This is a genomic window from Roseburia sp. AF20-18LB (genome assembly GCF_003461185.1).
GTDB classification, from domain to species: domain Bacteria; phylum Bacillota; class Clostridia; order Lachnospirales; family Lachnospiraceae; genus Roseburia_C; species Roseburia_C amylophila.
In genome coordinates this window covers 14,821-37,963 of record NZ_QTWP01000012.1, presented here as the reverse complement: position 1 = coordinate 37,963, position 23,143 = coordinate 14,821, and the positions used below count along the sequence as shown (strand labels likewise).

The window sequence follows — 23,143 nt, the reverse complement described above, 5'->3', positions numbered from 1 at the left end:
AGGTTACCCACGCGTTACTCACCCGTCCGCCACTCAGTCACCAAATCGTCATTCCGAAGAAATCGTAATAAAGTGCTTCGTTCGACTTGCATGTGTTAAGCACGCCGCCAGCGTTCATCCTGAGCCAGGATCAAACTCTCATGTTATAGTGTTTGTCCTTTCAGAAATCTAGCTTGGCTAAATATCCTAAAGTTTACTGTTTTAGGTCGCATTCTTCTATTAAATAGAGATGCTGTCCTGAATGATTTTGTAATCTTTTGATTACGTTTTTCTCAAAATCTTTCAAGGTTATTTCACTGTTCAGTTATCAAGGTTCTTTATTGTATCTCTCAGACACAACTCATTTAGTATAACATCTTATTTCTTATCTGTCAATAACTTTTTCCAAAAAAAAATAAATTTCTTTATCTTTGGAAAAAGCGGAGAAAGAGGGATTTGAACCCTCGCGCCGGTTGCCCGACCTACACCCTTAGCAGGGGCGCCTCTTCAGCCTCTTGAGTATTTCTCCATATCTGAACTTTCCAAATAAATATGATGTTGTCTGCGTACATGACGCATAGATAATAATACTAAAACTATTTCACTTTGTCAATCACAAATTCAAATTATTTTTCACTTATTTTTTTAGAGCATTTTAAAGCTGGATTTTCTTATATTTTTCTATTGCTGTTTCATAGAGGTTGTTGCCATCTCTGTCTATCACAACTATTACCGGGAAGTCTTTTACTTCCAGCTTGCGGATGGCTTCCGCTCCCAAATCTTCATAACAGACGATTTCTGATTTGGTAATGCATTTTGAAAGAAGCGCGCCTGCCCCGCCGATTGCTGCAAAGTATACTGCTTTATTACGGATGATGGCATCTATGACTTCTTTGGAACGTTTTCCTTTTCCAATCATTGCCTTTTCACCCAAATCCAATAGGGTTGGTGCATACTTATCCATACGGGTTGCAGTGGTCGGACCTGCGGAACCGATTGGTCTTCCCTCTCTTGCCGGTGATGGTCCCATATAATAGATTGTGGAATCTAAAATGTCTATCGGAAGTTCTTCTCCTCTTTCTAAGACTTCCATCATTCTCTTGTGAGCTGCATCTCTTGCCACATAAATCGTTCCTGTTATGTATACATAATCTCCTGCATGAAGCTCTGCTGTCTTTTCTTCTGTTATCGGTGTTTTAATATATTTATCCATTCTATCACCTGTTCTTTCTATAATAAATAATGATATTTACCAGCTTTTATAATAAATCTATTATAATGCCTTTTCGTAGCACCACCAGTCTTCTCCATAAAGATCCGATTCACCACATTTTGTAAAATTCAATTTCTGATAGGAACGCATTGCCCGTTCATTTGTCTTACTTACCAGAAAATGCACACCTTTCATGCCACTTTTTTTTAATTCTTCCATGGTCTTTTGAATCATAACGCGTGCCATTCCATGATTCTGTTCTGTCTCTCTTATGACAAGACGAGCCAGCTCCGCGGATGGCTCTAACTGCTTCGACCAGCAGGTTAATGTATTTACTTCCGTATCTTCATCAATTGAAATTGCTCCGGCTATTTTATGGGCATTATCTTCTATTATAAATAATGCCTGATTTGCAAAATCTTTTGCAATGGTCTCCCGGCTTGGATATGTTTCATCCCAGGTGCAGCCTTCTGTTCCCATGGCACTCTGGTATAAAGACAGTATTTCTTCTGTATTTTCCGGATGTGCCATTTTAAAATGATATTCTTTTCCTTCTATTACAATTGCGTTCATTTTAAATCTCCCTTACCACATGTCTGTTTACATGACAACAGATGTTCACTGCCACCGGAAGTCCTGCTATATGTGTCGGGTATGTATTGATGTTTACCTTTAAGGCTGTAGTTGTTCCGCCTAATCCGCCCGGTCCGATGCCTAACTTATTAATTTTATCTAACATTTCTATTTCCAGATTTTTTACATAAGGTATTTCAGAATAGGAATCTACGCTTCTGGTTAATGCTTTTTTTGCAAGAATCGCACATTTTTCAAAGGTGCCTCCGATTCCAACGCCTACTACCATTGGCGGGCAGGCATTTGGACCTGCATCAGCTACTGCAGTCATGATGGCATTTTTAACACCTTCGATTCCTTCTGCAGGCTTCAACATGAAGACGCGGCTCATATTTTCACTGCCGAATCCCTTTGGTGCAACAGTCATTTTCACTTTATCGCCTGGCACAATGGAATAATGTATAACTGCCGGAGTATTATCTTTGGTATTTTCACGAATCAGTGGGTCTTTTACGACGGATTTCCGAAGATATCCTTCCACATATCCCTGACGCACTCCTTCATTAATGGCATCTTCTATAGCATCACCTTCAAAATGAACATCCTGTCCAACTTCAATAAATACCACTGCCATTCCGGTATCCTGACAAATCGGAATCTGCTCTTTATCTGCAATTTCAAGATTACCCTGTAACTGATTTAATATTTTCTGTCCTAGTTCAGATTCTTCCGTTGCAGCCGCATTTTTCATTGCTGCATCCATATCCCTGGATAAATAATAATTTGCTTCAATGCACATTTCTTTGATATTTTCTGTTATTTCACTTGTTTTTACTGTTCTTATCATTTCTGTCTCCTTTAATGCATCTGTACTTCCGGTAAAATCTCATCGATATCCATATAGTATTTTTTAAAATTATCCGGTCTTGTATAAATTTTTACCATATTATTTTTCATCATTCCCGCCGGATAAAAGAAAATGTTGCGGCTGTGAAATGTATGGATGCAGCCATTCATATCCTGATATCTGGCATATATCACATAAGGGCATCTGCCATTTACGTTTACATTATAATTCATATCTATATTTGAAATTTCTGCCATAATGTAATAGCCGTTATCTACAATTTTCTTTAAGCTGCTTTTATTATTGTAATGCAATATCAAAAAAATGACACCAATCAGGAAAAAGAATAGTCCGGTTCCGCCAAAGATGAGTCCTAACATTTTAAAGGCTTCCTCTTTACCGGACTGTGTCAGAAAAAGGATTCCCATTATTAAAAAGACAGAACCCAGCCCTGCAAATATCCATCCTATTATCATGATTGCGCTTATCCCTGTTTTTATTTTCGGTTTCATATTTTCCTACTTTCTTATATTGATTTTCTTTAATTTCTGCAAAATCTCGTTATGATGTTTTGATTTCATATCCGGGAATGCTTTCATCAGACGGCTGGATACTGCATTCTTCTTATGATATAATTCGTTATATTTTTTACGCAGCTCTTCTAATTTTTCTTTTGTCTCATCTGCTACTCCGGTAATTTTCTTCTTTGTATTTCCTGCTGCTTCATTTAATTTTTCTATTCTCTTATCATTTGCAGTAGCCAGTTTTTCTTTCTTTTCTTCCAGTTCTTTTATCTGTTCTGCATGCTCTTCTTTAAACTCTGCAGATTTTTCCAGTGCTTCTTCTACATTTTCATAAATATTTTCACCAATCTGGTTGGACAATACTTTAATTTTTGCTGCAATATCATCCATTACCTTTAACCTGCGGTTGAACTTCACAATAGTAGATACCGTTACTACTACGTCAATGGCAAATCCGGTCATTATAATTATAAGTAATACCACCCCCACAATATGCGGTATCAGATGAATGAATCCGTAAATAATCGGATGAATAATCAGCATAATAAAGGTACATGCCAATCCCCAAAAAATTGAAAATTTCAGACATACATATCCCATTATATTAAAGGGTTTATCCGAGTAATCCCACCATTTATTATGAAATACTTTTTCCATTACGAATCCTGTTATAAATTCCAGAACTGATGTCAATAGGAAGGAACCTAAATATAATATCAGTAAATTTTTCTTTAATGGTGTCAATAACACAACCACGATTAATACTCCACATCCGTAAATTGGACAGTACGGTCCGTTCAAAAATCCCCTGTTTACAAAGATTCCCCTATCCAATGCTGCATATGATACTTCGCTGCACCATCCGATAAATGCATAAATAATAAAAATCCATAGTACTTCATAAAATGTCTGTGGCATCTTTAATCCCCCATTATTTTTTGAAAGGGCGAAATCATGATACAGTGATTCCGCCCTCTTTTTTATAAAATTTCTTATTCTTCTTCGCTATCCTGCTCTGCGCGGTTAATTAATTCACTAAGCTCTTTGGATATCAGTTCTTCCTCCGATGCTGATGCATCTTCATCTTCTTCTACAATAACGCCCTCTGGCTGTTCCGGCTCCGGAATATTATTTTCCATAATGGATTTATCTTCTTTTACCTTAGCCATGCTGGCTACAGTTACTCCGTCATTTACATTAATCAGTTTTACTCCGGATGTTACTCTGCCCAAAAGTGCTGTTCCATTTACCGGAATCCGAATGATGATTCCTTCTGTGGTAATCAGCATTATTTCGTTATCCTGATTTACGGCTTTGACACCGATGATATTACCGGTCTTCTCGGTAATCTTGTAGCACTTCACGCCTTTACCGCCACGGTTTTGTGGTGAGAATTCAGACATCAGGGTACATTTTCCAAGACCTTTTTCAGATACAATCATCAGTGCATCACCCTGGGTATTTAACTGCATTCCTACGACTTTGTCGCTGTCTGCTAAATTCATACCGATAACACCCATGGATACACGACCGGTGCTTCTTACATCTGTTTCATGGAAACGAATACACTGGCCATATTTGGTTACTAAGATGATATCTTTATTGTTATCTGTCTTCTTTACTTCAATCAGTTCATCATCATCACGAAGGTTAATTGCTGCAAGACCTGTCTTACGGACATTTGCATATTCGCAGATTGGTGTCTTCTTCACAATACCATTCTTGGTTGCCATAAAGAGGTATTCACCTTCTTTGTATTCCTTAATCGGAATAACTGCGGTAATTTTCTCACCCGGCTGAAGCTGAAGCAGATTGATAATTGCGGTTCCTCTGGCTGTTCTTCCTGCCTCCGGAATCTCATATGCTTTCATACGATATACTTTTCCGCTGTTGGTAAAGAACATTAGATAATGATGGGAGGTTGTCATGAGAAGCTCTTCGATATAATCGTTCTCAATGGTCTCCATTCCCTTAATTCCTTTACCACCACGATGCTGGCTGCGGAAATTATCTACGCTCATGCGCTTGATATATCCTAATTTTGTCATGGTGATTACCGTATTGGTTACCGGAATCAGATCTTCCATGGAAATGTCATATTCGTCAAATCCGATAGATGTTCTTCTTTCGTCTCCATATTTATCTGCAATCAGAAGAATTTCTTCTCTGATGACACCAAGAAGTTTCTTCTCATCTGCAAGGATTGCTTTTAATTCTGCAATTCTTGCTACTAATTCCTTATATTCATTTTCAATTTTCTCGCGTTCCAGACCGGTCAGTGCACGCAGACGCATATCTACAATAGCCTGTGCCTGTGCATCGCTGAGTCCGAAGCGGTTCATTAATTTTTCTTTTGCTTCCGGTGTTGTCTTACTTCCACGGATAATGGAAATTACTTCATCAATATGGTCTAAGGCAATCAGTAAACCCTCTAACAGATGAGCTCTTTCTTCTGCCTTGTTTAAATCATATTTCGTTCTTCTTGTTACAACTTCCTTCTGATGCATCAGATAGTAGTTTAGCATATCAAGCAGATTTAAGACTTTCGGCTGATTGTTTACCAGTGCCAGCATAATAACACCAAAAGTATCCTGTAACTGGGTATGTTTATATAACAGATTTAATACTACGTTTGGATTTACATCACGACGCAGCTCAATACAGATTCTCATACCCTGACGGTCTGATTCATCACGTAAATCTGTGATTCCGTCAATTTTCTTATCTCTTACCAGCTCTGCAATCTTTTCGATGAGTCTGGCTTTATTTACCATATATGGAAGTTCCGTCACAATAATACGGTTCTTTCCATTGTTCATCGGCTCAATATTGGTAACTGCACGGACACGAATCTTTCCACGGCCGGTACGGTATGCTTCGTTGATTCCGGTTGTACCAAGAATCATTCCACCGGTTGGAAAATCAGGTCCTTTTACAATATCTAATAACTCTTCAATATCGGTTCCACGATCCTGCTCTACTTCATTATCAATGATTTTTACTACTGCATTGATAACTTCTCTTAAGTTATGTGGCGGAATATTGGTTGCCATACCTACCGCAATACCAGTTGTACCATTTACTAAAAGATTTGGAAATCTTGATGGCAGTACAACAGGCTCTTTCTCGGTCTCATCAAAGTTTGGCATGAAATCAACGGTATCTTTATTAATATCAGCAAGCATTTCCATGGAAATCTTAGAAAGTCTTGCTTCGGTATATCGCATTGCCGCAGCTCCGTCACCGTCTACAGAACCGAAGTTACCATGACCATCTACCAATGGATATCTGGTAGACCAGTCCTGTGCCATATTTACCAATGCTCCATAGATTGAGCTGTCTCCGTGTGGGTGATATTTACCCATGGTATCTCCGACAATACGGGCGCATTTTCTATGTGGCTTATCCGGACCGTTGTTCAACTCTATCATGGAAAACAGTACACGTCTCTGTACCGGTTTCAGACCATCCCTTACATCCGGCAAAGCCCTGGCTGCAATTACACTCATGGCATAGTCTATATAGGATGTTTCCATCGTTTTCTTTAAGTCTACGTCATGTATCTGGTCAAATATCTTGTCATCCATCTATTCTTCCTCCTAGATATCCAGGTTCTGGACATACTTCGCATTTGCTTCAATAAAATCACGTCTTGGTTCTACTTTATCACCCATTAAGGTGTTGAATGTTACATCAATTTCAGATGCTTCTTCTTCATCCATTACAACACGACGTAAGATTCTCTTCTCAGGATCCATGGTTGTCTCCCAAAGCTGCTCGGCATCCATTTCTCCTAATCCTTTGTATCGCTGAATCTTATTATTACCGTCTCGTCCAATCTCTTTTAAGATATTGTTGAGCTGTTCATCGCTGTAGGCATACCAGACATTTTTATTTTTCTCAATCTTATAAAGTGGCGGCTGTGCCAGATATACATAGCCCTGTTTGATTAATTCCGGCATGAAACGATAAATAAAAGTAAGCATCAGAGTACTGATATGGGCACCATCCACATCGGCATCGGTCATAATAATAATCTTATGATATCTTAATTTACTGATATCAAAATCTTCATGAATACCGGTACCAAATGCTGTAATCATGGCTTTAATCTCAGCATTTCCGTAAATTTTATCAAGTCTTGCTTTCTCTACATTCAAAATCTTTCCACGAAGTGGAAGAATTGCCTGGGTTGCACGGCTTCTTGCAGTCTTTGCGGAACCACCGGCGGAATCTCCCTCGACGATGAAAATTTCGCAGTTTTTCGGGTCTTTATCAGAACAGTCTGCTAATTTTCCAGGAAGTGAGGTTCCTTCTAATGCAGTCTTTCTTCTGGTTAAATCTCTTGCTTTTCTCGCTGCCTCTCTTGCACGCTGTGCCAGAAGTGATTTTTCACAAATGGTCTTTGCAACCTGAGGATTCTGCTCTAAAAAGTATGTAAGCTGCTCACTTACTACGCTGTCTACGGCTCCTCTTGCTTCACTGTTACCAAGCTTCTGCTTGGTCTGTCCCTCAAACTGAGGCTCTTCAATCTTAATACTTACAATAGCAGTTAAACCTTCACGGATATCATCACCGGAAAGTGCCAGCTCAGAATCCTTTAAAATCTTATTCGCCCGCGCATATTCATTAAAAGTTTTGGTAAGCGCATTACGGAAACCTGCCAGATGTGTTCCACCCTCCGGCGTGATGATGTTATTGACAAAGCTGTACGTAGCTTCGTTATATGCATCGTTATGCTGCATAGCAACTTCAACAAGAACCCCGTTTTTCTCACCTTCACAATAAATAACCTCCGGATATAATGCTTCCTTGCTCTTATTTAAATAAGTTACAAATTCCTTAATACCGCCTTCATAATGGAATACCCGTTCTTTTACAGGCTCTTCCCTGTCATCACGAAGTGTAATCCTAAGATTCTTTGTCAGGAATGCAGTCTCTCTTAAACGCTGCTTTAATGTATCAAAATCATATACGGTTTCTTCGAAAATGCTTCCGTCCGGAGAAAAGGTTACAGTAGTACCGGTTTTATTTATATCACATTTTCCGACTTCCTTCAGTGGATACATAGTATGTCCACGTTCATAACGTTGTTTATAAATCTTTCCATCGTGGAAAATCTGTACTTCCAGCCAGTTAGAAAGTGCATTTACAACGGATGCTCCTACACCATGTAATCCACCGGATACCTTATATCCTCCACCGCCGAATTTTCCGCCGGCATGCAATACAGTAAATACTACTTCTACCGCAGGAATACCTGCTTTGTGGTTAATTCCTACCGGAATTCCACGTCCATCATCTTCTACTGTAATGGAATTGTCTTTATTAATCGTAACGATAATATGGGTACAATAACCTGCCAGTGCTTCGTCGACAGAGTTATCCACAATTTCATATACCAGATGGTGAAGTCCTCTCACAGAGGTACTTCCAATATACATTCCAGGTCTCTTTCTTACTGCTTCCAAACCTTCCAAAATCTGAATTTGGTCTGCTCCGTATTCCGTACTCATCTGTATTCCTCCTATTCACGGATTATTTTACATTTCATTTTTTTCACTTACTGTTCCGCTTATGACTTCAAATATTTTATCAATCTGGAAGCGGTTTCTTACAAATTCATCCAGACCGGTACAGGTAATGACCGTCTGAATATCATGTATACTGTTAAGCAGATAATTCTGCCTGTTACTGTCCAGTTCGGAAAGCACATCATCTAAAAGAAGTACCGGTGTATCATGAATACATCTTTTCACCAGCTCTATCTCTGATAATTTCAGTGATAAAGCAGAAGTTCTCTGCTGTCCCTGGGAACCGAATTTACGGATATCGATATCTCCGATAAAAAAGGAAATATCATCTCTGTGGGGTCCCACGGAGGTACTGCAGTATTTTCTGTCCTTTTCCTTCGCCCGGTTTAATTCATCTTCAAAAAAAGCTTCTTCGATATCCGGCTCATACGTCAGCGTCAGCTGCTCCCTGCCACCGGAAATGCTTTCATGGATGCCCCGGACAATTTCATTTAATTCTTCTACAAATCTCCGGCGCCGGCTGATAATCCGCCTGCCGTAAGAAATGAGCTGCATATCCCACACGGATAACGTATTTTCCAAATCCGGATGAAATACCATATCTTTTAACAGCTTATTGCGCTGATTTAAAACTTTATTATACTTGGTTAAATCAGAAAGATAAATTTTATCCAGCTGGCAGATTTCCGAATCTAAAAATCTTCTGCGCTCGGAAGGACCATTTTTGATAATATTTAAATCCTCCGGTGAGAAAAATACCATATTCAGCACACCGAAAAGCTCACTTGCCTTGCGGATTGGCACACCATTAATAGCAATTCCCTTGGAACGGTTCTTCTTCAGATGCATATCAATCTGATAACTCATCTGATTTTTTTCTACCATAGTACGGATATGTGCCTCATTTTCACCAAAACGAATCATTTCTTTGTCGCGGCTTCCCTTATGGGATTTCGTTGTTCCGCTGACATAAATGGATTCTAATATATTGGTCTTTCCCTGGGCATTGTCCCCATATAAAATATTGGTTCCACCGTCAAGATTCAGATTTAACTCTTCATAATTACGGAAATTCTTAAGTTCAATGGACTTTATTATCATTTTACAATCTTTATGGTTTCGCCCAAAGCTTCCACTACATCTCCATCGTATAATTTCTTGCCACGCTGTACTTCAACCTCGCCATTTACCTTAACTTTTTCATCTAATATTACAAGCTTGGCAGTGACTCCGGAGTCTACGACTCCGGCAGCTTTTAACGCCTGTCCCAGCTTAATATATTCATCCCGCAGCTTAATTTCCTGCATGATTGCCTCTCTTCCTGCCTCTGCAAATCCTAGTTTGCAGCTGCATTAAAGTTTACCGGAAGAATCAGATAGATAAAGGTCTCATTTTCATCCCGGATAAAACATGGTGCCTTTGGATTTACCATATAAAGGGTTACTTCTTCTTCATCAATGACACGAAGGGCATCGATAAAGAATTTCGGATTGAATCCAATTAAAATATCTTTTCCATCTTTGGTAATATCAATTTCTTCATTCATGGAACCAATGAAAGAATTGATTTTTAATTCCATCTTATCATCTGTTATATTCATGATAATCGGCTTCTTATCTCCCTCTTTTACTAAAAGGGTAGCACGGTCGATACAGTCTAATAATTCACGTTTGTTAATCTTAACCTTTGTCTCATAATCAGAAGAAAGCATCTGTTCAATCTTAAAATACTCGCCTTCAATCAGACGGGAAACAACGGTGGTATTGCCAAATTCAAATACAATATGGTTGTCTGATAAATACATGCTGACATCTTCGTCAGCATTTCCCGGGAGAATCTTGCTGATTTCCTGTAAAGTCTTTCCAGGAACAACCACTTTCTTATGCTCATAATTATTTTTCAGTTCTATATTACGGATTGAAATACGGTGGCCATCCAGTGATACAACCTTTAAGCTGTTCTCATTGATTTCAAATAATTCTCCTGTCATCAGCTTATTATTGTCATTATCTGCAATAGAAAAGATTGTCTGGCGGATTACTTCTTTTAAAGTAAACTGTGAAATGCTGATTTCTTCATTTCTTTCAATATATGGAATATAAGAAAAATCTTCACCGGATTTTCCAATGATATTGAATTTTGCTTTTTCACAGGTAATGGTTGTCTTAAAGGAAGAGTCTGTTTCGATTACAACTTCATTGTCAGGAAGCTTTCTTACGATATCAGAAAAAACTTTTGCATCTAATGCGATAATTCCTCTTTCTTCAATCTCTCCTTCTATTTTTGTTTCGATTCCAAGTTCCATATCATTGGCAGTTAATTTAATCTCACCGGCAGAAGCATCTATTAAGATACATTCTAAGATAGCCATGGTCGTTCTGGTTGGTACGGCTTTGGAAACAATGTTTACACCATAAAGTAAATTTGATTTTGAACAGATGATTTTCATGTTGTTCATAACTCCTTTCGACATATATAAATATAATATTTAAAAAGAAATTAAACGTCTTATTCTTAGGGGATGTTAATAAGTGAATAACCTCTGCAACCCTTAATTCATAAGCATTTAAAAGAATTTTGTTACTGTATAACCTGTTTAAATGACTGAGGATTGTGTCTTAATAAAAAGTGAATAAATTTTTATGTAAAGTTAACATAATTAGTTATCCAAAGCCATTCCACAGCTAGTTCACAAATTATAAACAGAACCCTGTGCATAAATTAATTTGGGTTAATTTTTTTCTTAATGGTATTTAAGAGATTTACGGTTGCTTCATTAGTCTGTAATTCAGCTTCTACCTTATTAATACCATGAATTACGGTAGAATGATCTCTTCCTCCTAAGAGTTCTCCAATATTTTCTAAGGAAACCCCAGTCATATTTTTGCAAAGATACATGGCAATCTGTCTCGGCTTTGCAATATCGTTGCTGCGGCTTTTAGAAATCATCTGCTCTTTTGTAATATGGAAATGTTCGCATACCACATCAATAATAAGCTGTGGAGTAATCTCCCTCGGCTTGTCCGGAGAAATAATATTCTGAAGCTCTTTCATGGCTACTTCCATGGTAATCTCAGTCTGTTCAAGATTGGAGTAGGCAAGCAGTTTATTTAAAGCACCTTCCAGTTCCCTGATATTAGACTTAATATTAGTAGCAATGTATTTTAAAATTTCATCATCTAAATGGAAATTATCCATTTCTTCTTTTCTTCGCAGAATTGCCATTCTGGTTTCATAATCCGGAGAACCGATGTCAGCAGTCAGACCGCATTCAAAACGGGAGCGGATACGTTCTTCTAATGTTTCCATATCCTTTGGCGGCTTATCAGAAGAAATAACAATCTGTTTCTTAGCAAGATAAAGCTCATTAAAGGTATGGAAAAATTCTTCCTGTGTACTTTCTTTTCCTATAATAAACTGGATATCGTCGATTAAAAGTACATCGATATTACGATATTTCTCACGGAATTTTGTCATAGCTGTATTATTGCCATTTCGGATGGCTTCAATCAGTTCATTGGTAAAAGTTTCCGAAGAAACGTATAAAATCTTCACATCTGGGTTATTGGACTGGATAAAATGTGCGATGGAATGCATCAAATGTGTTTTACCAAGTCCTACGCCTCCATATAAAAAGAGTGGGTTATAGACTTCTCCCGGAGATTCTGCAACAGCCAGTGAAGCTGCATGAGCCAGTTTGTTATTATTTCCAACAACAAAAGTATCGAAGGTATAGTTTGGATTCAAACTGGATTTGTCAATACTCTCTGCATTTACGAAAGCCATCGGTTTCGGTGTACGCATGGATTTTGCCTGCTCCGGCAGTACAAATTCGATTTCGTAATCCTTTCCAATAATTTCAGCGACTGCTACTTTAATAGGAAGTGTATATTTCTTGGTAATGTAGTTAAGCCCCATCTGTTCATCCGGTACCAGTATGTATAAAGTATTGTCTTTGACATCAAATACCTTCAGTGGTTCTAACCAGGTTTTAAAAGAAATGTCAGTAAGTTCATGCTCTTCCTTGACAGTTCTTAAAATTTCTTCCCATTTTTCAATGATCTGTTCCATAAAAATCTCCATGTTTCTATTATTTAAGCTTTTTAAAGCTTCTCATATTTATAGCATTATATAGAATCCTGCTCTTTTAATAATAAACTAAATGGGGCAAATTATCAATGAGAACTTTTAAAGGTATAGGTGATAAGCCTAATGTGAATAAAGTGGATAAAAAAGCCTTTATTTTAGCGGAAAAAGCTATTCAAAATTAAGGCAGGGTCATTTTAACAACAAGTTATCCTTAAATTATCTACAGGTTATGAACAGGTTATGAACAATTGTGGATAACCTGTTCATAAAATTTTGATATATAAATTTTATGGTATGGAAGGAAGAAAATGGATACTAGATATAGATTAAAAATAGTTTCTTCCTTATATATATAGTAGTATAAAAATTAATTACCGAAAAATGCAGGTTTTACTTGACTTGACAGGTTTTTTTGTTATAATTGTACTGATGTTTTCTAGCATAGAGGAGGTGGATTATTATGCATAAAGGTAAGATGACATTTCAGCCAAAAAACAGACAGAGAAATAAAGTTCATGGTTTTCGTAAAAGAATGAGTACAGCAGGCGGAAGAAAAGTATTGGCTGCAAGAAGATTAAAAGGAAGAAAGAAATTATCAGCATAGGCCACAACTTTTGTGGTCTTTTTCTTCTTATTACAAGACTTTTTTAAGGATTGAAAAATGGACTCATTGAAGAAAAACAAAGATTTCCAGAATGTATATCGCAATGGTAAGTCTTATGCGGACAAGTATCTGGTGATGTATGTTCTGGAAAATGGTTTGGAATCGAATCGAATTGGAATCTCCGTCAGTAAAAAAGTAGGAAATAGTGTAGTAAGACATCATCTGACGAGATTATTAAGAGAAAGTTACAGACTGCACGAAGAGATGTTTCATAGTGGTTGGGACATTGTAGTCATCGTAAGGGTGTCAGCAAAAAATGAAGGTTATCACAAGTTAAAGAGTTCATTGCTACATCTTTCGAATCTTCATGGAATTATTTAAAGATAATATCGAAAAGAAGATGGAATGATTTTGAAAAAAATTTTAATTGCAATCATTAAATTTTATAGAAAATATCTTTCACCAATGAAAACAACAAAGTGCCCTTATTGCCCGACCTGTTCTACTTATGGTCTGATTGCCGTGGAAAAGTATGGTGCAGTAAAGGGGGGAGCACTGGCTCTCTGGAGGATATTAAGATGTAATCCTTTTTCAAAAGGCGGATATGACCCGGTTCCATGATTAGGAGGTACGTTAAGTGTCAGAAATCATTTTAACTCAGTACAATGGTAAGATTCTCGGACCGATTGCGAAGGTCTTAGGATGGATTATGAATGGAATCTATTATGTGCTGAACAGTTTGTTTGGAATAGAAAATATCGGACTTTGCATCATTATCTTAACTTTGATTATTTATGCATGTCTTTTTCCATTAACCTATAAACAGCAGAAGTTTTCAAAGCTTTCACAGAAGATGAATCCGGAACTTCAGGCTATCCAGAAAAAATATAATGGCAAAAGAGACCAGGTTTCCATGCAGAAGATGCAGGAAGAGACACAGATGGTTTACCAGAAATATGGTGTTTCACCGACTGGAAGCTGTATCCAGATGTTAATCCAGATGCCGATTCTGTTTGCTTTATATCGTGTATTCTTAAATGTACCGGCATATGTACCGGCTGTAAAAGAAAAGTTTTCTGCTCTTGTTACAGAGATTATGTCTGTTGATGGCTTTGCGGATAAGATGACAAGCTTTGTTGATAAAATTAAAATTGCAGGTTTATCTGTTGATTTTACTGCTACGGATACAAATGTTCTTCATAATTATATTGTTGATGTTTTATATAAGATGAATACTTCCGGATGGAGTGAGTTAACAAAAGTATTTGGTAATCTTACTAATCTGGATGCAACTGAGAAATCCTTAGAGAAGTTAAACTATTTCCTTGGTCTTAACATTTCAAACAGCCCATGGAATATTATGACAACAGGCTTTAAGTCAGGAGCTTATTTACTTGCTATTGGTGCATTACTGATTCCGGTTATTTCTTTCCTGACACAGAGATTAAATATTAAATTAATGCCTACCGCTTCTACCGGTGAAAATGATGCAATGGCACAGCAGATGAAAACCATGAATCTTATGATGCCATTATTCTCATTTGTAATGTGTTTCACTGTACCGGTTGGTCTTGGTATTTACTGGATTGCAAGTGCTCTTGTTCGTAGTATCCAGCAGTGGGGTATCAACAAACGTCTTGATAAGATGGACTGGGATGCTATTATGAAAGCTAATCAGGAAAAAGCAAAAGCAAAGCGTGAAAAGAAAATGGGTCTGATTGAAAATCAGATTGCTAATGCTGCAAAGATGAGTACAAAAGCAAATGTTATTGAATCAGGTACTATGACAAAAGAAGAAAAGGAAGAAGCTTTAGAGCATGCAGCAGAGGTAAGAAGTAATGCAAAAGCAGGAAGCCTTGCTTCTAAAGCTAACAGAGTACGTGAATTCAATGAAAGAAACAATAAATAGAGGGGGTAATATACAATGGAATTTATTGAAGTTTCAGCAAAAACAGTGGATGATGCAATTACAGAGGCTTCGATTAAGCTTGGAACTACCAGTGACAAGATTGAGGTAGAAGTTATTGAGAAGGGTTCTACCGGATTTCTTGGTATCAAGAGTAAACGTGCAATCATCAAGGCACGGAAGAAGAATGATACGGTAGATAATATCCGTGAGTTTTTGGAAAATGTATTTTCTGCTATGAATATGGAAGTTACCATTGATATTAAGAAAGCAGAAGATGATAAGGTCTATGAAGTAGAATTAAGCGGTAAAGAAATGGGACTGCTGATTGGCAAGAGAGGACAGACTTTAGATTCTCTTCAGTATCTTACAAATCTTGCTGTTAATAAACATTCGGATGGATATATCAAAGTTAAGCTTGATACTGAAGATTACCGTCAGAGAAGAAAAGATACTTTGGAAAATCTTGCAAAGAATATTGCATATAAGGTTAAGAGAACAAAACGTCCGGTATCTTTAGAGCCGATGAATCCATTCGAAAGAAGAGTGATTCATTCTGCATTGCAGGGAGACAGATATGTAGAAACCCACAGCGAGGGAGAAGAACCTTTCCGTCATGTAGTTGTTACATTAAAAAAATAATTTAAAAATTTTATAAGAAAATGATTTCATAAGAGTTATAAAATGATATAATTATACCGTTTTATAACTCTTATATATTACACAGATAATATAAGAATTCTTATATTAAGGAGATTTCTATGAAAACAGAGACTATTGCAGCAATTGCTTCCGCCATGACGAATTCAGGAATTGGAATCATCCGTATCAGTGGAGAAGATGCTTTTGATGTAATTGATAAGATATACCGGTCACAAAAAGGAAACAAGCTATTATCACAGTGCAAGAGTCATACGATTCATTATGGCCATATTTATGATGAAGATGAAATAATAGATGAAGTAATGGTTCTTCTGATGCGGGCACCGAACAGTTATACCAGAGAAGATACAGTAGAAATTGACTGCCATGGTGGAACACTTGTGATGCGGCGTATTTTAGAAGTAGTGCTGAAAAATGGAGCAAGACCGGCAGAACCGGGAGAGTTTACCAAGCGTGCATTTTTGAATGGTCGTATTGATTTAAGCCAGGCAGAATCTGTCATGGATGTCATTTCTTCAAAAAATGATTTTGCATTGAAAAGCTCCATGCAGCAGTTAAACGGAGCTCTTACAGGGAAAATCAAAGAAATTCGTGGTAAAATCATACATGAGATTGCATTTATTGAGTCTGCTTTAGATGATCCGGAGCATATCAGTATTGATGGATATGGAGAGAATCTTCTTATTATAATAGAGAAACTGATGCAGAAGATGAATCAGATGATTGCATCTTCGGAAAATGGCAGCCTTTTAAAGGAAGGTATTAATACAGTGATCGTCGGAAAGCCGAATGCCGGAAAATCTTCTTTATTAAATGCGCTGGTAGGAAGAGAGCGGGCAATTGTAACGGATATTGCTGGAACTACTCGTGATGTATTGGAAGAGCAGATTAATTTAAATGGCATTACGCTTAATATCATGGATACCGCTGGAATCAGAAGTACTGAGGATGTGGTAGAGAAGATTGGTGTGGATAAAGCACTATTCCTTGTGGATAAAGCTGATTTTATTATCTATGTAGTGGATACTTCTACTGCATTGGATGAAAATGACGAAAAGATTATAGATGCCATCCGGGAGAAGAAAGCCATCATTTTATTGAACAAATCTGATTTAATCCAGGTAACCGGAGAAGATGAGATCAAAGAAAAATTATCCGGTGCAGATCATAAGATGATAGCTATTTCTGCAAAAGAAAATCTTGGAATTGATGTATTAGAAGAAACCATTACGGAAATGTTTTTCCATGGAACGATTTCATTTAACGATGAAGTATATATTACTAACATTAGACATAAAAACGCATTGATTCAGGCAGTAGAGAGCTTAAAGTTAGTAAAACAGAGTGTAGAAAATGGAATGCCGGAAGATTTTTATTCCATTGACCTTATGAATGCTTATGAAGAACTGGGTACTATTATCGGAGAAGCAGTAGAAGATGATCTGGTTAATGAGATTTTCAGTAAATTCTGTATGGGTAAATAATTATATTTAGATAGAAAGAAGGATAATGAAATGTCGGTAATCGAAGAGACATATGATGTGTGTGTGGTTGGAGCAGGCCATGCAGGTTGTGAAGCAGCACTTGCCTGTGCCAGAATGGGACTCGAAACCATTATATTTACAGTAAGTGTAGACAGTATTGCGATGATGCCTTGTAATCCTAACATTGGTGGAAGCTCCAAGGGACATCTGGTTCGTGAAATTGATGCTTTGGGTGGACAAATGGGAATTAATATTGATAAAACATTTATTCAGTCGAAGATGTTAAATAAATCTAAGGGTCCTGCAGTGCATTCTCTTCGTGCCCAGGCAGATAAGGCATCTTATAGTATGGAAATGCGGAAAACGTTGCAGTCTACTGAACATCTTACCATAAGACAGGCGGAAGTATCTGAAATTATCACAGAAGATAATAAGATTGCCGGCATTAAAACATTTTCCGGAGCAATTTATCACAGTAAGGCTGTTGTATTGTGTACCGGAACTTATCTTCGGGCAAGATGTCTCTATGGAGATGTGATTAATTATACAGGACCGAATGGGTTACAGCCTGCTAATCATCTTACAGATTCTTTAAAAGCCCATGGAGTAGAAATGTTCCGCTTTAAGACAGGAACTCCGGCAAGAATGGATAAGAATAGTATTGATTTCAGTAAAATGACCGAGCAGACCGGTGATGAGAGAGTAGTACCATTTTCCTTTACTACAGACCCGGAAAGTGTTCAGATAGAGCAGGCATCCTGCTGGCTTACCTATACAAATCCAAAAACTCATGAGATTATCCGTGCAAATCTCGACCGTTCACCAATCTATGCTGGTGTTATTGAAGGAACGGGTCCTAGATATTGCCCCTCCATTGAGGATAAAGTGGTAAAATTCGCCGATAAGGAAAGACATCAGGTATTTTTGGAGCCGGAAGGCTTAAATACCAATGAAATGTATGTCGGTGGAATGAGCAGTTCCCTGCCAGAGGATGTTCAATATGAAATGTATCATACGGTTCCGGGACTGGAGCATGCGAAGATTGTAAGAAATGCATATGCTATTGAGTACGACTGTATCAATCCAAACCAGTTGTTACCTACGCTGGAGTTTAAGAATATCAAGGGATTGTTCAGCGGCGGCCAGTTTAACGGAAGTTCCGGCTATGAAGAAGCTGCAGCCCAGGGTATTGTTGCTGGAATCAATGCAGCTTTATATGTAAAAGAGAAGGAACAGCTTGTATTGCATCGTTCCGAGTCCTATATCGGAGTGTTAATTGATGATCTGGTTACTAAGGAGAATCATGAGCCATATCGGATGATGACATCCCGTGCCGAGTATCGTTTATTACTGCGTCAGGATAATGCAGACCTTCGTCTTAGTAAATATGGTTATCAGGTCGGACTCATTTCTCAGGAAAGATATGACTGGGTAGTAAAAAAAGAAAAATTAATTCAGGATGAAATAAACCGGGTAGAGTCAGTAACAATCGGTGCTAAAGAGAATGTGCAGAAGCTATTAGAGAAATATGGAAGTACTCCTTTGAATACCGGAACCCGTCTTACCGAACTGATTCGCAGACCGGAACTGGATTATGAAAAACTAGCTCCAATTGATGAAGGCAGACCGGAGCTTCCGGAAGAAGTACAGGAACAGGTTAATATTAATATTAAGTATGATGGATATATCAAACGTCAGATTAAACAGGTGGAGCATTTTAAAAAATTAGAAAATAAGAAAATTCCGGATGATTTTGATTATGATGCAGTAGACAGCCTTCGTATCGAAGCAAGACAGAAGTTAAAGCTTTATCGTCCGGTTTCCATTGGACAGGCTTCAAGAATCTCCGGTGTATCACCTGCAGATATTACGATGTTGTTAGTCTATATGGAACAGGTAAAAAAATAGGAAGAAGAATGAGGATATCTTATGGCATATGATTTTACAAAAATGAGAAATATTCTATCAGATTGGAATTTAGAACTTACTGCAGAGAAAGAGCAACAGTTCCTGACTTTCTATGAAATGCTGGTAGAAAAGAATAAAGTAATGAATCTTACTGCAATCACAGAATTTGAGGATGTTGTGGAGAAACATTTTTTAGACAGTATTTCTCTTTGCCAGGTGATGGACTTAAAGAAGTCGCTTACTTTGTTGGATTTGGGAACCGGAGCCGGTTTTCCTGGAATCCCACTTAAGATTATGTTTCCGGAGCTTAAGATTACTCTGGCGGATTCCTTGAATAAAAGGTTATTATTCTTAAATGAAGTTATGGAAGCACTTAATCTGAAGGATATTGAAACGGTTCATGGAAGAGCAGAGGAGCTTTCTAAAAGAAAAGATTATCGGGAATCCTTTGATTTATGTGTTTCCAGAGCAGTTGCTAATTTATCCACATTAAGTGAATATTGCCTACCATTTATCCACACAAGCGGCAAATTTATCTCTTATAAGTCTGGAGAGGTGGAAGATGAGCTGAAGGATGCAAAGAAGGCAGTTTTCGTGCTGGGCGGCGAGATAGAGGATGTAATTCACTTTACACTGCCGGATAGTGACATTAAACGTTCTTTTGTGGTAATTAATAAGGTTCATGCGACACCAAAAGCATATCCACGTAAGGCTGGAACTCCATCAAAAAGCCCTTTAAAGTAAAAATTAAAATTAGATTAAACTACGGGAAACATGTTTGGTTCCTTCTTTTCTATTATAATTTTTCTCGATAGTTGCGTAAACTACGAGAAACACGCTTTGCGAGTTTCTCGAGTTATCGCGGTGCTCGCCAAATCTGCATGCAAGCATGCGATTTTTCTCGCTACTCGCGTAAATAAAAAGGATAACAAATTTTCGTTTGTTATCCTTTAAAGATTTATACGTTGTTTTCAATGACTGGTTTTATTATTGTAAGAACATTAAAACAATATCTTTAAATTTATCTGGCGTTTCAAGCTGGGGAAGATATCTGGAATTGGAAATGTAGGTTGCTTCAATATTCTTATTTAAGTGAAGATATTTTTCTGTAATAGCTACGGCATTATTTCTTTCTCTACTGGAAATGATGTAGAGATTGTCTGCTTTTTTCACAGCATTGGTGATATCAATATTGACATAATTTCCTTTGGTGCTGGCAAGCAGATATTTTCCGGCACTGTTTCCTTTGTGTGCAGATTCAAAGTAAGTATCTTCTAATTTGGATGAAAGGAATGTTTTCTTGAAGATATACTTACTTTCAATGTAATTGCGGATTCTCTTGTGATGCATAATCAGGTTATAGATAAAGGTACCAAGAATTGGAATCTCTAAAATAGTTTTGGCAGCTTTTGTCTCTTTCGTAGGCATTTCCTTGATGATATTGATGTCAGATGGATTAACCAGAATAATTTTTTTAAAGTTATCCGGCTCCATTGTCTGTGCCATAATGACAAAAGAAGAAGAAATACCAGTTACGACTATATTTGCCGCTTCTTTTACAATGTCGTGGATAAAATTATTAATTAACTGTACGTATAGGAAGTTGGTATAGGTAATACCCGGTTTTTCAGAACGACCGCAGCCAAGCAGGTCGATAGTGTAGACGGTATGTTTCTTTTCCAGACGGTGTACAATCTTACTCCATTCTTTGGTGGAAGAAGCAGGATTCAGTTCATGAATCAGAATAACCGGAGTTCCTTTACCGGAAACAGTATAGAAGATGTCACCATTTTTCCAGTGATATATATTTCCTTCTTCGGTAGTTAAAAGATTTTTTTGTCCTGCAGTATAATCTACAATTCGATTTATAATATACATGCCGGTAACAGCAGTAGTAGTGATGCCGATTACTTTTTTCAGATTCCTGTTCATCGTAATTCCTCCCTAAAGTTTATGATACTTTTATTATAAACAAAAATATGCTGCTTTACAATTAAAATCATAGAATAAGACTTTTCAGATAGAAAAAAATAGTTTACAATTATTATGTATACCACATAAGAACATATGTTCTAGGAGGGGCTATGATTAGAGAATATCTGGAGAAAATTCAGAAGGAACTGATAGATCAAAAGAGAGAGACAGAAAAGAAAATTATTTCTTTAGAAAATACAGAAAAAGAAAATATAAAATTTATTGAACTTCTGGATGAAATAAATGATCCAAATTATGAAGCGTTTACTCCAAGAACAGTGAATGCCCGTAATAAGGAAAAAATTAATGAGCTGAAAGTACAGCAGAAAAATATTATCAAAGAAAAGTCTGACTTACAGAACAAGTTATATGATGTACAACGTCGTTTGGAAGAGTGTCAATCTATTATTCAATGTGAGAGGGAAAAGGAGACAATTGCCCAACAATATCAGGAAGAAGATAATGCAGAATATAAGATTCAGTTATTAGAAGCACAGGAAATGGAGCGACAGCGCATTGCAAGAGATTTACATGATTCTACAGTACAGGATCTTACCAGTATGCTTCATAAGATAGAACTTTCTATGCGTGTAATGGATATGGATTCGCAGCGTTGTAAAATGGAATTATCAAATGTACTTGATAATATTCGCAATGTGATAAGCAATACAAGAAAAATGATATATAACCTCAGACCAATGTCAGTAGATGATATAGGAATAGATGTAACACTGAAACATGCTATTGCAAAAATAGAGCAGGAGTGGAACCGAAAGATAGAATATATTATAATAGGAAAACCGTTTCACGTGAAACCTGTTGTTGCATTGTCTTTATTAAGAATTATGCAGGAGGCATGCACGAATGCATTGAAGTATGCTGATGCAAAAGAAATATGTGTTGTATTAGAATATACTGAAAATGATATTTCACTTGTAATTGAAGATGATGGTATTGGATTTAATACAAAAAAGAAAGTTGCAAAAACAAAAAATTCCGGTTTTGGTTTATCTATTATGAAAGAAAGAGTTCATCTTTTATCAGGTGAGATTCAAATAAAAAGTGAAGAAGGAGAGGGTACTACAATAAGTATTCGTGTACCAAACTTTGTTGAGGAGGAAGAAAATGAGCAAAGTGAAAGATAAAATAGAAATAATCATAGCAGATGATCATATGATGATTCGGGAAGGTTTGAAACAATTACTGGAACTGGATGGTACGATGAAAGTAATTGCAGAGGCAAATGATGGTGAAGAATGTCTGAATTTATTAAATAAGAAGATTCATCCAGATATACTTTTATTAGATATAAATATGCCTAAGAAAAATGGTATTGAAGTATTAGAATATATTAAACAGAATAAAATTCCAGTAAAGGTATTGATATTAACAGTACATAATGAAGTCGAATATTTATTGAAAGCTGTTGATATCGGCATTGATGGATATTTATTAAAGGATTCCAGTTATGATGAATTAAAAGAAGCAATTGATGTGGTTATTTCTGGAAATACTTATATTCAGCCAAGTCTTCTTCCTGCACTAAATGAAAGTATGGAAGATTATGCTTTAGATAAAGAAAAAATAGAATGTCTGACTAAGAGAGAACTAGATGTACTTCGATTGATTTCAGAAGGATGTAGCAATAAGAAAATATCTGATGAGTTGTCAATCAGTGAACGAACAGTAAAAAATCATATTTCCCATATATTTAGAAAAATAAATGTGGAAGATAGAACACAGGCTGCAGTATTTGCTATTCGAAATAAGATAAGTTAGAATAAATAGTAATTGATATACAACATAATAGAGGTATTTTGATAAAATGTTTCACGTGAAACATTA

General features: G+C 36.9%; 22 protein-coding genes, 1 tRNA gene and 1 rRNA gene. 10 read left to right on the top strand and 14 right to left on the bottom strand.

Features of this window, described 5'->3' with window-relative positions; translation table 11 throughout:
- From DWX65_RS13910 to dnaA, 13 genes are all read right to left on the bottom strand, one after another.
- Positions 1-146: ribosomal RNA gene (locus tag DWX65_RS13910) — 16S ribosomal RNA — on the bottom strand; the annotation flags it as partial.
- Between the two features lie 274 nt (positions 147-420).
- A tRNA-Ser gene (locus DWX65_RS13905) sits at positions 421-508 on the bottom strand.
- A gap of 126 nt (positions 509-634) precedes the next feature.
- Positions 635-1,192, bottom strand: a complete 558-nt coding sequence (locus DWX65_RS13900) for a Fe-S-containing hydro-lyase (protein ID WP_118088422.1) — start codon at positions 1,190-1,192, stop codon at positions 635-637.
- Between the two features lie 60 nt (positions 1,193-1,252).
- Positions 1,253-1,765, bottom strand: coding sequence for a GNAT family N-acetyltransferase (locus DWX65_RS13895; protein WP_118173664.1), 513 nt, complete (start codon positions 1,763-1,765; stop codon positions 1,253-1,255).
- A gap of 1 nt (position 1,766) precedes the next feature.
- Positions 1,767-2,612, bottom strand: a complete 846-nt coding sequence (locus DWX65_RS13890; RefSeq protein WP_118173663.1) for a fumarate hydratase — start codon at positions 2,610-2,612, stop codon at positions 1,767-1,769.
- Between the two features lie 11 nt (positions 2,613-2,623).
- Positions 2,624-3,124, bottom strand: coding sequence for a hypothetical protein (locus DWX65_RS13885; protein WP_118057782.1), 501 nt, complete (start codon positions 3,122-3,124; stop codon positions 2,624-2,626).
- A 6-nt stretch (positions 3,125-3,130) separates the two neighbouring features.
- Positions 3,131-4,054: a putative ABC transporter permease gene (locus tag DWX65_RS13880; RefSeq protein ID WP_118173662.1), complete on the bottom strand. Its 924-nt coding sequence runs from the start codon at positions 4,052-4,054 to the stop codon at positions 3,131-3,133.
- Positions 4,055-4,128: 74 nt separating this feature from the next.
- Positions 4,129-6,723, bottom strand: a complete 2,595-nt coding sequence (gene gyrA / locus DWX65_RS13875) for a DNA gyrase subunit A (RefSeq protein WP_118173661.1) — start codon at positions 6,721-6,723, stop codon at positions 4,129-4,131.
- Positions 6,724-6,735: 12 nt separating this feature from the next.
- Positions 6,736-8,652, bottom strand: coding sequence for a DNA topoisomerase (ATP-hydrolyzing) subunit B (gene gyrB / locus DWX65_RS13870; protein WP_117842290.1), 1,917 nt, complete (start codon positions 8,650-8,652; stop codon positions 6,736-6,738).
- Positions 8,653-8,679: 27 nt separating this feature from the next.
- A complete protein-coding gene (recF, locus tag DWX65_RS13865) occupies positions 8,680-9,771 on the bottom strand; it encodes a DNA replication/repair protein RecF (RefSeq protein WP_022242291.1) in 1,092 nt (363 codons plus the stop codon).
- The gene (locus DWX65_RS13860) at positions 9,768-9,977 is read right to left on the bottom strand and encodes an RNA-binding S4 domain-containing protein (RefSeq protein WP_022242292.1); all 210 of its coding nucleotides are present in this window, start codon (positions 9,975-9,977) and stop codon (positions 9,768-9,770) included. Before DWX65_RS13860 ends, recF begins: the two co-directional genes overlap by 4 nt.
- 29 nt (positions 9,978-10,006) lie before the next feature.
- Positions 10,007-11,119: a DNA polymerase III subunit beta gene (dnaN, locus tag DWX65_RS13855; protein WP_117699187.1), complete on the bottom strand. Its 1,113-nt coding sequence runs from the start codon at positions 11,117-11,119 to the stop codon at positions 10,007-10,009.
- A gap of 272 nt (positions 11,120-11,391) precedes the next feature.
- A complete protein-coding gene (gene dnaA, locus DWX65_RS13850; protein WP_118173660.1) occupies positions 11,392-12,741 on the bottom strand; it encodes a chromosomal replication initiator protein DnaA in 1,350 nt (449 codons plus the stop codon).
- Positions 12,742-13,219: 478 nt separating this feature from the next.
- On the opposite strand from dnaA, the gene rpmH reads away from it, so the two are divergent.
- The 8 genes from rpmH (at position 13,220) to rsmG (ending at position 20,068) form a co-directional block, all read left to right on the top strand.
- Positions 13,220-13,363 (top strand): 50S ribosomal protein L34, encoded by a 144-nt coding sequence (gene rpmH / locus DWX65_RS13845; RefSeq protein WP_022242295.1) that lies wholly within the window; start codon positions 13,220-13,222, stop codon positions 13,361-13,363.
- Positions 13,364-13,420: 57 nt separating this feature from the next.
- Positions 13,421-13,744 carry a ribonuclease P protein component gene (gene rnpA, locus DWX65_RS13840; protein WP_022242296.1) on the top strand — a complete coding sequence of 108 codons (324 nt, stop codon included), beginning with the start codon at positions 13,421-13,423 and terminating at the stop codon, positions 13,742-13,744.
- A gap of 24 nt (positions 13,745-13,768) precedes the next feature.
- Positions 13,769-13,984, top strand: a complete 216-nt coding sequence (yidD, locus tag DWX65_RS13835; protein WP_022242297.1) for a membrane protein insertion efficiency factor YidD — start codon at positions 13,769-13,771, stop codon at positions 13,982-13,984.
- Between the two features lie 16 nt (positions 13,985-14,000).
- Complete coding sequence (locus DWX65_RS13830) at positions 14,001-15,272, top strand: YidC/Oxa1 family membrane protein insertase (protein ID WP_199535058.1); 1,272 nt, start codon at positions 14,001-14,003, stop codon at positions 15,270-15,272.
- A gap of 15 nt (positions 15,273-15,287) precedes the next feature.
- Complete coding sequence (gene jag, locus DWX65_RS13825; RefSeq protein ID WP_118173659.1) at positions 15,288-15,911, top strand: RNA-binding cell elongation regulator Jag/EloR; 624 nt, start codon at positions 15,288-15,290, stop codon at positions 15,909-15,911.
- Positions 15,912-16,030: 119 nt separating this feature from the next.
- Positions 16,031-17,416, top strand: coding sequence for a tRNA uridine-5-carboxymethylaminomethyl(34) synthesis GTPase MnmE (gene mnmE / locus DWX65_RS13820; RefSeq protein WP_118173658.1), 1,386 nt, complete (start codon positions 16,031-16,033; stop codon positions 17,414-17,416).
- Positions 17,417-17,446: 30 nt separating this feature from the next.
- Positions 17,447-19,324 (top strand): tRNA uridine-5-carboxymethylaminomethyl(34) synthesis enzyme MnmG, encoded by a 1,878-nt coding sequence (gene mnmG / locus DWX65_RS13815; protein WP_118173657.1) that lies wholly within the window; start codon positions 17,447-17,449, stop codon positions 19,322-19,324.
- A gap of 21 nt (positions 19,325-19,345) precedes the next feature.
- Positions 19,346-20,068 carry a 16S rRNA (guanine(527)-N(7))-methyltransferase RsmG gene (gene rsmG, locus DWX65_RS13810; RefSeq protein ID WP_118173656.1) on the top strand — a complete coding sequence of 241 codons (723 nt, stop codon included), beginning with the start codon at positions 19,346-19,348 and terminating at the stop codon, positions 20,066-20,068.
- A 243-nt stretch (positions 20,069-20,311) separates the two neighbouring features.
- Here the strand turns inward: rsmG and DWX65_RS13805 are convergent, their stop codons facing one another.
- Positions 20,312-21,256, bottom strand: a complete 945-nt coding sequence (locus tag DWX65_RS13805; protein WP_118173655.1) for an alpha/beta fold hydrolase — start codon at positions 21,254-21,256, stop codon at positions 20,312-20,314.
- A 152-nt stretch (positions 21,257-21,408) separates the two neighbouring features.
- On the opposite strand from DWX65_RS13805, the gene DWX65_RS13800 reads away from it, so the two are divergent.
- Together DWX65_RS13800 and DWX65_RS13795 are read left to right on the top strand one after the other, a co-directional pair.
- Complete coding sequence (locus DWX65_RS13800; protein WP_118173654.1) at positions 21,409-22,443, top strand: sensor histidine kinase; 1,035 nt, start codon at positions 21,409-21,411, stop codon at positions 22,441-22,443.
- Positions 22,424-23,077, top strand: coding sequence for a response regulator (locus tag DWX65_RS13795; protein WP_118173653.1), 654 nt, complete (start codon positions 22,424-22,426; stop codon positions 23,075-23,077). The genes DWX65_RS13800 and DWX65_RS13795 overlap by 20 nt, the downstream gene beginning before the upstream one ends.
- Positions 23,078-23,143: the final 66 nt, after the last annotated feature.